General features: G+C 36.5%; 2 protein-coding genes. Both read right to left on the bottom strand.

The window, feature by feature from the left end; all coding sequences use genetic code 11:
- Positions 1-219 (bottom strand): hypothetical protein (locus ABCO64_RS10100; RefSeq protein ID WP_343089361.1); only part of this gene is annotated, 219 nt, incomplete at its 3' end.
- Between the two features lie 109 nt (positions 220-328).
- On the bottom strand, positions 329-946 hold a 618-nt coding region (locus ABCO64_RS10095; protein WP_343089360.1), incomplete at its 5' end, for a DHH family phosphoesterase.

The following is a 946-nucleotide window of genomic DNA, read 5'->3' as shown; positions in this document are numbered from 1 at the left end:
ATAGATGCCTTGATGTAACACGTTTTCTTCAAAGGTAAAATCAAAAGACGGGTCACCATCTCTTAGATATCTTAAACTGTTATCTAAGAATTGGATGGTATGTTTTTGATGCTTATCATCATGGAAAATAAGCGTTTCACCAACAAGCATTCCTTCAGTTTTAAAGGCTTGTTTTTGGCCTTCTGTTTCAATGGAAAAATCAATTGCCATTTGACTCATAATCATCACCAAATCTTAAAAATCCTAATATGCGTATGTATTATATAATATGTTAATCTAACATGCAAGGAAAAATGCTTTAATCCCCCTATTGATAAAAAAGAAGCGATTACTCCGCTTCTTTATATGATTTCGCTAATGCATCTAAGTCTTTTAAGATTTCACCGGCTCGCTGCCACGTGCCTAAGTTAACCCCTGAAGCCATTGCATGGCCACCCCCATCATACTGAGCGGCCAACTCGTTGACGGCAGGACCTTTACTTCTTAATCGTGCGCGTACTATTTTTTCTTCATATTCCGCAAATAACGCCCAAAGTGGACAATCTTCAAATACCCCAAGTTCATTGACTAAGCTTGACGCTTCTTCAATGGTTACCCCAAATTCATCAATAAGTTCATGAGTAATTTGAACGTAAGCAACACCGTTTTCTGTTTTCTTATAATTTTGTAAAACATAGCCTTTAAAACGTGTTAAATTTTCACTTTTTGTATCGAGTTGTCTAAACACACTTTGTGAGTCTAATCCTACATCATAAAGCAACGCAACATTTCTAAAGGTATCTCCATCAACGCCAGGATACTTAAAACGACCAGTATCTGTTAATACGCCTGTAAACAAAGCTTTTGCACCTTTTTCAGTCATAGATAACTGATCTTTAAACGCTTTATAGAAATCTAAAATAATCAAAGCCGCTGCCGGTCTAGAGGTGTCTACGTATTCAATATC

It is taken from the genome of Methanocalculus natronophilus, from assembly GCF_038751955.1.
Taxonomy (GTDB): Archaea; Halobacteriota; Methanomicrobia; order Methanomicrobiales; family Methanocorpusculaceae; genus Methanocalculus; species Methanocalculus natronophilus.
The sequence above is the reverse complement of the archived record's forward strand: the minus strand, read 5'-3'. Positions and strand labels throughout refer to the sequence as shown.